The organism is Elizabethkingia occulta (assembly GCF_002023715.1).
In the GTDB taxonomy this organism is placed as follows: Bacteria; Bacteroidota; Bacteroidia; order Flavobacteriales; family Weeksellaceae; genus Elizabethkingia; species Elizabethkingia occulta.
This window is the reverse complement of record NZ_MAHX01000003.1, coordinates 35,025-43,419: the sequence shown is the minus strand read 5'-3', so window position 1 is coordinate 43,419 and position 8,395 is coordinate 35,025. Positions and strand designations below refer to the sequence as shown.

The 8,395-nt window shown below is 34.9% G+C and carries 7 protein-coding genes; 3 read left to right on the top strand and 4 right to left on the bottom strand.

Annotation, left to right across the window (positions count from 1 at the left end; translation table 11 throughout):
- Both BAZ10_RS01795 and BAZ10_RS01790 read right to left on the bottom strand, forming a co-directional pair.
- The coding region (locus BAZ10_RS01795; RefSeq protein ID WP_131828781.1) for an MFS transporter at window positions 1–523 on the bottom strand (523 nt) is incomplete at its 3' end.
- 154 nt (window positions 524–677) lie between these two features.
- Window positions 678–1,118: a hypothetical protein gene (locus BAZ10_RS01790; protein WP_078770578.1), complete on the bottom strand. Its 441-nt coding sequence runs from the start codon at window positions 1,116–1,118 to the stop codon at window positions 678–680.
- A gap of 164 nt (window positions 1,119–1,282) precedes the next feature.
- Here BAZ10_RS01790 and BAZ10_RS01785 point away from each other — a divergent pair, with 164 nt between their 5' ends.
- Complete coding sequence (locus tag BAZ10_RS01785) at window positions 1,283–2,692, top strand: amino acid permease (protein WP_078770575.1); 1,410 nt, start codon at window positions 1,283–1,285, stop codon at window positions 2,690–2,692.
- Between the two features lie 382 nt (window positions 2,693–3,074).
- Window positions 3,075–3,545: an META domain-containing protein gene (locus BAZ10_RS01780; RefSeq protein WP_078770574.1), complete on the top strand. Its 471-nt coding sequence runs from the start codon at window positions 3,075–3,077 to the stop codon at window positions 3,543–3,545.
- 68 nt (window positions 3,546–3,613) lie between these two features.
- Here the strand turns inward: BAZ10_RS01780 and BAZ10_RS01775 are convergent, their stop codons facing one another.
- Complete coding sequence (locus BAZ10_RS01775; protein WP_078770577.1) at window positions 3,614–5,200, bottom strand: ABC-F family ATP-binding cassette domain-containing protein; 1,587 nt, start codon at window positions 5,198–5,200, stop codon at window positions 3,614–3,616.
- Between the two features lie 254 nt (window positions 5,201–5,454).
- On the opposite strand from BAZ10_RS01775, the gene BAZ10_RS01770 reads away from it, so the two are divergent.
- On the top strand, window positions 5,455–5,925 hold the full coding sequence (locus BAZ10_RS01770; protein WP_078770573.1) for an META domain-containing protein: 471 nt from the start codon (window positions 5,455–5,457) through the stop codon (window positions 5,923–5,925).
- Window positions 5,926–5,972: 47 nt separating this feature from the next.
- Here the strand turns inward: BAZ10_RS01770 and BAZ10_RS01765 are convergent, their stop codons facing one another.
- The gene (locus tag BAZ10_RS01765; RefSeq protein ID WP_078770572.1) at window positions 5,973–8,378 is read right to left on the bottom strand and encodes an alpha/beta hydrolase family protein; all 2,406 of its coding nucleotides are present in this window, start codon (window positions 8,376–8,378) and stop codon (window positions 5,973–5,975) included.
- Between the last annotated feature and the right edge of the window lie 17 nt (window positions 8,379–8,395).

Genomic DNA, 8,395 nt, shown 5'->3' with positions numbered 1-8,395 from the left:
CCTTTTTCAGGACGAGACATACATAGAATATCCCGGCAAGGATCGCTCCAACTGCATTGGTAATGAAAAGTAATTCGTATGATACCGAAGATAAGATTCCTCCTAAAGCCGGACCTATAGAAAAACCAAGATTAATCGCCATTCTGTTTAGGGAAAAAGCTCTTGTCAGATTCTCAGGTCTGGCATATTTTGTAATTGCCACAGAGTTTGCCGGACGGAAAGTCTCACTAATAATACTTTGCAAAAGAATAATTAGAGCCATTCCTTCTACTGAAGTAAAAATTGGGATCAGTAAAAAGAGCGGCGCACTAAGGAATAAACTGGTAGACTGTACCCGATATTCTCCAAACTTATCGGTAAAATATCCCCCAAGCCAGGAACCAATAACTGACCCTACACCATAAAAGCTCAGTACAATACCTGATTCTTTAATACTAAATTCTAACTGATCCGTCATATACACACCCAAGAAAGGCAGTACCATTGATCCGGATCTGTTGATTAGCATTACGATAGAAAGCATCCAGGCTTCCTTTGACAATCCCTTGAAAGAATCGGCATAAATACGGAGTAAACCCACTGTAATATGATTTTAGTGTTATCGGAAAAATTTAGGAATACTCAAATGTACGAATTAAAGGGCATTTGCAGGGAATGTTAATCATTAATAATATCAATTAACCAATCGACAGAATCTTCTGGTTTTTACCATTGAGTTCAAACTCCTCTCCAGCTTTCTTCTTAAGCATAGATTGCACCAGCGGAGCATTCGCAGAGACAGTTATAACAGGCTTCCCATTAACATTCAGTTTACCAAGGCTTTCTGATATATAAAAATTCCCCATAGAAGTCTCAACATAGGATCCTAAGCCTACAACAGCAGAAGCTTTTGTATTAATATTCTGTAAAACCTCTAACTGATTATTTACTTCCGATCGCTGGGATAAAAGTCTGTTGATTTCCTGCTGCAACATTTCACGGGAGGTTTCATATTTATCTCCCATACTGCTTTTTGTATCGTTATTAGATGCTCTGGTAGATACAATCAGTTCTTCAAGATGCTTTACTTTTTCCTGTGCCAGGGCTCTTACCTGCTCCAATAAATGTTCCTTATCCATAATCATTATTCACTCTTTTATTTTATTCCGAAAATATTTTTTTCGGGCATTTGTTGTTTTTCTTCTGTTATTTCAGCAAAAATATAATCAAAATGTGATTTAATATAATTAAAATGTTATTTTTAAGCCTGAAAAATAATAATAAACTTGTAAAAAATTAAACGTTGGAGAATTCAGACAAGAAAGAATTAAAACGCGGTTTACAAAATCGTCACATTCAGCTTATTGCTTTAGGTGGAGCAATAGGCACCGGGTTGTTCCTGGGGATAGGTCCTGCAGCAGTATTGGCAGGTCCTTCTGTAATTTTAGGTTATGCAATGGCTGGTTTCATTGCTTTTTTTATAATGCGTCAACTGGGAGAAATGGTTGTTCAGGAGCCTGTTTCGGGTAGCTTTAGCCATTTCGCATACAAATATTGGGGCCCTTTTGCCGGATTTGCTTCCGGTTGGAATTATTGGATGCTTTATATTTTAGTAAGTATGTCTGAGCTTACTGCTATAGGTGTTTATGTACAGTTCTGGTGGCCTGAAATTCCATTATGGGTATCCAGTTTATTTTTCTTCTTTGTTATTAATGCACTAAACCTGGCTTCTGTAAAAGTATACGGAGAGGCCGAGTTCTGGTTCTCTATTATAAAAGTTGTAGCTATTATTGCTATGATTTTATTCGGTAGTTATCTGCTTATTAGTGGTACTGGCGGAGAAAATGCAACGATAAGCAATCTGTGGAATAACGGCGGTTTCTTTCCTAAAGGCTGGATCAGTACTTCTTCGGGCGGTAGTTTCCAAGGATTATTAGCCGCTATGGCGCTTATTATGTTCTCTTTTGGTGGATTAGAACTTGTAGGGATAACAGCTGCTGAAGCTGAAAATCCGGAAAAGAATATACCTAAGGCAACCAATCAGGTAATCTACAGAATCCTTATTTTCTATGTGGGAGCATTAATTATTCTGTTTTCACTATCTCCATGGGCCAATATTACGGAAGGAAGTAGTCCTTTTGTAATGGTTTTTGAGAGGCTAAAAGGCTTTCAGTTTAATCTATTCGGGCATACTGTATATTTCACAAGTTTCATTGCAAATGTGCTGAATATTATTGTACTAACTGCTGCCTTGTCTGTATACAACAGTAGTGTATATAGTAACAGCCGTATGTTATTCGGACTTGCCGAGCAAGGTAACGCTCCTAAATTCTTATCCAAACTGAATAAAAACCACGTCCCGGTAATGGCAATATTAGTTTCTGCAATATTTGCAGCAGTTTGTATTATTATCAATAAGATTATTCCGGAAAAGGCACTTAGTATACTGATGTCCCTTGTCGTATCGTCACTGGTTATTAATTGGATTATGATCAGTTTTACGCATTTTAAATTCAAGCAGGCTCATAAAGGTGAAAAGACTAAGTTCCCTTCGTTCCTATATCCAATAACCAATTATATATGCTTATTATTTCTTTTCGGAATTTTAGTCATTATGTGGTTTACAGGGTTGAAAATTTCTGTAGAGCTTATCCCGATATGGGTAGCATTTTTATACATCTGCTACCTTCTGGTAAAGAAGAGTAAAAAATAAAATAGATCTTAAAGATATATATAAATCCGGAAGAATTTCTTTCGGATTTTTTTATGCTCAATATCCTTGTAACATTGATGAAATAATATTTTTAGTTGTAAATCTTATCTTGTACTATATAATAGTTGCAATGAGCCTATATCTGTCATCACAAATACGCATATAATTTCTTTGATACTTTTAATTGTTTTTAAAACATGGCATATTTTTTGAAAACTAACGATAAATTGAAAATTAAAACAATATATGCTTGAAATGATTTATTAATTTATTACACAGCATTGTTTAATTAAAATATTTTACAAAACAATAAATCGAATATAATTATATACAAGTATCATTTTACTAAATATATACTATAAAAACAATTAAAAAACACATTATGAAAAAACAATTTGCCTTAATTGCTGCAGGAATTTTATTGGTAGCGAACTCTTGTACTACTGCTACAAAAACGAATACTGATAACTCTTCTGCACAAACGACTACCGAAAATACTATTATTGGTAAAAAATGGAAATTGGTAGAACTATTTGGAAAGCCTGTAGCTGACCAAGTAAACGGTAAAGAAGCTTTCCTAAAATTATTGCAACAAGATAAAGCTTATTTATATCAAGCTTCTGGCGGATGCAACGGAATCAGAGGTACTTTTACAACAAACGCAACTTCTGTAATTCATTTTTCTCCGGGAGCATCAACAAAAATGGCATGCCCTGATATGAGTATTGAAACAGGAATAAGCAAAGTCTTAGAAACTGTTGATAATTACTCTCTCAATAAAGAAGGTAATATCCTTTCTCTTAATAAAGCACGTATGGCGCCATTAGCAAAATTTCAGGCTGTAGCAGAATAAGCATTTTAGAAAAATCTTTAATAAGTTATCCTTGTCAGAGTTCAAAATCACTGACAAGGATTTTTCTTTTATAATACAATTCTGGTCTCAATATTTATCTCTTCAGAAAAGACATCATCATGTGAAATTACCAATAGCGTTCCTTTGTAATCTCTAATAGCATTGGTTAGAATCTCGATATTCTGAATATCAAGATTGTTGGTAGGCTCATCCAGAATAATAATATCCGGAGCTTTTCCTGCAATTGACAAACATGCAAGCAATAGCCTCATCCTTTCACCACCACTTAATACACTACAGGATTTATCCCATGTTTCTTTCCTAAACAAAAAGCGATTGAGTATTGTTTTTACTTCGTGTTCGGGTAAAGGAAGCAGGTTAAATGATTCTGCTTGTTGAATTACATTCAATGAATGATCAATCATAGAATAATCCTGATCGATATATACAGAATAATAATCTGCCCTTTCTATAATACCTTCAGAAATTTGTAATCCTCCCAGAAGCAGTTTAATCAGCGTTGTTTTTCCCGACCCGTTTTCTCCGCTTATCAGAATCCTTTCTCCACTGGTAATAACAATATCCAAAGGCTTTTTCCAAATATTCTTATCATCGTAAGCAAAGTTAATCTGTTCTGCTTTTATCAGTGTCTTACCACGATGCAGGTTGGTTTGATCAAATCCTAATTTCATCTGGTCTGTAAGCGGGACGCCTCTTCGCAGTTGTTGAAGCTCCTGACTAAGATTGTCTATTTTATCCGAATGGGTATCTTTTATTTTCGCAGTACTATTTTCGGCATTATTTCGCAGGGTATTCATCATTATTTTGGCTACACCTGCTTTTTCCTGTTTCTTTTTCCCTTTTGCATCGAGTTTTTGCTGACGTTCCAAAATTTCCCGTTCAGTAGCTTTAGCTTTTTTCAGTGCATTTTCAGTATTCTTAATACTATTTTGCAATGCATTTTGCTGTATCTGTTTTTGCTCTTTGTAAAAATCGTAGTTACCACCATAAAGCATAATTTCCTTATGGCTTAGTTCTGCTGTTTTGGACAATAAGTTTAATAAGGTTCTGTCATGACTAACTACTAGAAGAGTTTTATTTGTATTCTCAATAAATTCATACAACTGTTCTCTGCTTTTTCTGTCCAGATGATTAGTAGGTTCATCCATCAGTATAATATCTGGCTGATGAACTTCTATGCCAGCAATTAAAACTTTTGTTTTCTGGCCTCCACTTAGCCTGCTCATAAGATCAGATGCTGTAAAATCAGACAAACCCCAATTTTCCATGGCCTGCCTGATTCTTTCTTCCAAATCCCAGTCATCATTCAGAACAGCCATATTTTCTTCGGTAACAGTACCATCCAAAATTTCTTTTAAAGCTGTAAGCTTTTCCTCAACTCCTAAAGCTGCTGCAATACTCTTCGTATCGAACTGCTCCAAAATTTGTGGAAGATAATAAACAGAACCTTCCGTTCTTATATCTCCTGCAATAGGAATTAATAATCCGGAGATTAGTTTCAACAAGGTAGATTTTCCGGAACCATTGTTTCCGACAATCGCAATTTGTTCGCCTTTATTAAGTATAAAATTAAGGTTCTCAAAAAGAATTTCCTTATCAGGATGCTGATAAGTAATATTTTGTAACGTAAGCATTATTTCTTTCTTAAAAAATGAATAAATAGAAATTAACCCTGACATCAGGATCAAAAAATTATGGAAAGAAATTTAATTCTACATGCTTACTATCTGAATTTTGAATTATAAAACAAATGTAGTAAAATATTTATAATCAGATCAATAATTATTTGGATAAAATAAATTATAAAGAAAGCCGATTCTTTTCCAACCTATTTATAAAAAAAGGTATCTTAGTAAATAATAAACATAAAGTTTTTTAAAAATAGATTATGAAAAAACATCTTACACTTCTAGCGGCAGGAATTTTATTATTTGCAAATTCTTGTAATACTGTTCAGAATACGAACAACAATAATACATCACAACAAAGTACAATGCCTGAAAATACAATTCTTGGAAAAAAATGGAAGTTAATTGAGCTAAATGGTAAACCTGTAGCGGATAAAGTTAACGGAAAAGAACCTTACCTGAAACTTATAAAACAGGAAAAAGACTATACTTATGAAGCTTCCGGCGGCTGTAATGGTATCGGTGGAAATCTTAAATTATCGGGCTTCAAAGTTCAGTTTGCTCAGGGAATGTCTACTATGATGGCTTGTGAAGATATGAGTATAGAACACGGGCTAAGCAAGGCTTTGGTAACTGCTGACAATTACACGGTAAGCAAGGAAGGCGATGTATTATCCATCAACAAAGGACGTATGGCTCCTTTAGCAAGATTTCGTGCTGTAGCAGAATAAGCAATTTTGATATATAAAATAAAAAACTCCCTTTCGGGAGTTTTTATTTACTTATTTTTTAAGCATTTTTCCAGGAAGATATCTTGTTCATATAACAAATGAAGAATATTTTCTTTTGCTACATAACCATGCGCTTCTTTAGGCAGTAATACCATTTTTACTGGAGCTCCCAGATTCTTTAGTGCCTGGAAATAACGTTCCGTCTGCACTGTAAATGTTCCCTGGTTGTTATCTGCTTCACCATGTACTAATAATAATGGCGTTTTCATTTTATCAGCATTCATGAAAGGTGACATTTTGGTATACACATCCGGTACATCCCAGTAGTTTCTTTGCTCACTCTGGAAACCAAACGGAGTAAGAGTTCTGTTATATGCACCACTTCTTGCAATACCACACGCAAAAAGATTAGAATGTGTTAAAAGATTAGCTGTCATAAATGCACCATAAGAGTGTCCGCCTACAGCTACTTTTTTACGGTCTATATAACCCAACTTGTCTACGGCATCAATCGCTGCCTGAGCATCTGCTACCAACTGTGGAATAAATGTATCATTAGGCTCTGTTTTCCCTTCACCAATAATAGGGAAAGATGCATCATCCAATACTGCATATCCTTTAGAAACCCAATAGATGAAAGACCCATAACTAGGGAAAGTGAAAGTATTTGCATTTTTAGTACTCATCCCTGCTGTTGCTTTGTCTTTATATTCGGCAGGATAAGCCCAGATCAGTAACGGAAGTTTTTCTTTTTTAGATTTCATATCGTAACCTGCCGGAAGATATAAATTCCCTGTAAGAGTAACGCCGTCATTACGTTTGTATGTAATAACTTCTTTGTGCACACCTTTCAGGCCTTCAAAAGGATTCTGAAAATTTGTTACAGGAGTGCTTTTATTGGTTTTGAAGTTTTTAATAAAGTAATTTGGATAATCTGTACTGGATTCATCCATTACCAGAATATCACCTTTTTTAGCATCTAGAACATCAAGAATTCTCTCTTTTACAGTTGTGGATTTAGAAGTATAAAGCCTGTTTGTTTTAAATGTTTTCAGATCCATTTCATTGATGAAAGGAAACTGTCCTTCTTTGGTAAAGCCATCTCCTATCCAATATGTTTTTCCGTCTTTAATTTCAACAACATTTCTGCCATATTGATTTCGTTCGGAAACAAGATTCCCCGGATTGCTGTATACATCCTGGAAATTTCTGTCTATAATAAGCTTAGAATCTCCCGTTTTTGGATTAATCCAGCTGGTTTTAGTACTTCTTGTATCATACCATCCTTCGGTAACAAAGGCATTATCAGCATTCCCCCAATCTATATCAGAAAATCTTTCTTTTGTTTTATATAATGCTTTAGGTTCTGCATTAAAAGGAGCATCCCATGTATAGATCTGGTCTCTGTATTCTGCTTTCTTCGACTGATCTCCGCCATCCAATGCTTCAACATAATATAAAGTAGCTGGCATGTCGCTTCTCCATGCTATATTTCTCTTACCTGTTCTTACAGAAGAGAACCCTTTAGGCATAATCTCATTTAAAGGCATTTCATTTACAACCTTTACCTGCTGACCATTCTTATCAAAAACAACAGTTTCGGAAGGAAAACGATTTAATGGAACAATATATGAAAACGGTTTTTTAATCGAAGAAATCATAATGTAGTTACCATCCGGCGAAAATGTCTTTGAAGCATACATTCCACTTTTTGCAAATCCGGATACATTACCATTCAGATCTACTTTGGCTAATTCCGAAGTTGCAAGATTTTCAAAATTAGTTTCATCTTTTGGCGTTTTTAACAAATCCTGGAATGTTGCATTCTGTGATACTTTTCCGGTACTGGTTGCTACAGTTGGTCCTGTTGGAATATCATTTTTATCACTCAATAGCGCAGGTCTGTTTGCCGGCAAAACATTAATTAAAAATGATTTTGAATCTTTGAACCAGATAAAAGGAGAACCTAAATTTGCATTCAGATTGTCAGATGTGATTTTTTTGGCTGTTGCAGTTGCCAGGTCTACTATCCAAAGTTCAACACCTTTTGATGTTGTATTTGTAAATGCCAGAGACTTTTCGTCTGGTGAAAATGAAAAATAAGCAAGGTTTGCATTCTGCGGAAGTCCCTTAACCTGAACTTCAGATTTTCCTTTCAGATTCTTTATTTTCAGATTATCAATATATGTTATCGTACTAGAGATATTAGTCAACGGATTTATTCTCAATCCTGCCAGCTTCACATCTTCCTCATAAAGATCCTTTAGGTTCTTATAAGTTGGACGATAGGTAAATACCATCCATTCTTTTTTGCTGTCCATCAATACAGATGGTGGTCTTGTGTAATCTGCCAGCTTAAGAATTTCGGCAGAAGGTTTTTGATAGCTGGTACTTTCCTGAGCATAGCTAAAACTCATTGCTGCTATTAAAAGCATTGTAAACTTTCTCTTCATATTAACATATTAACTTA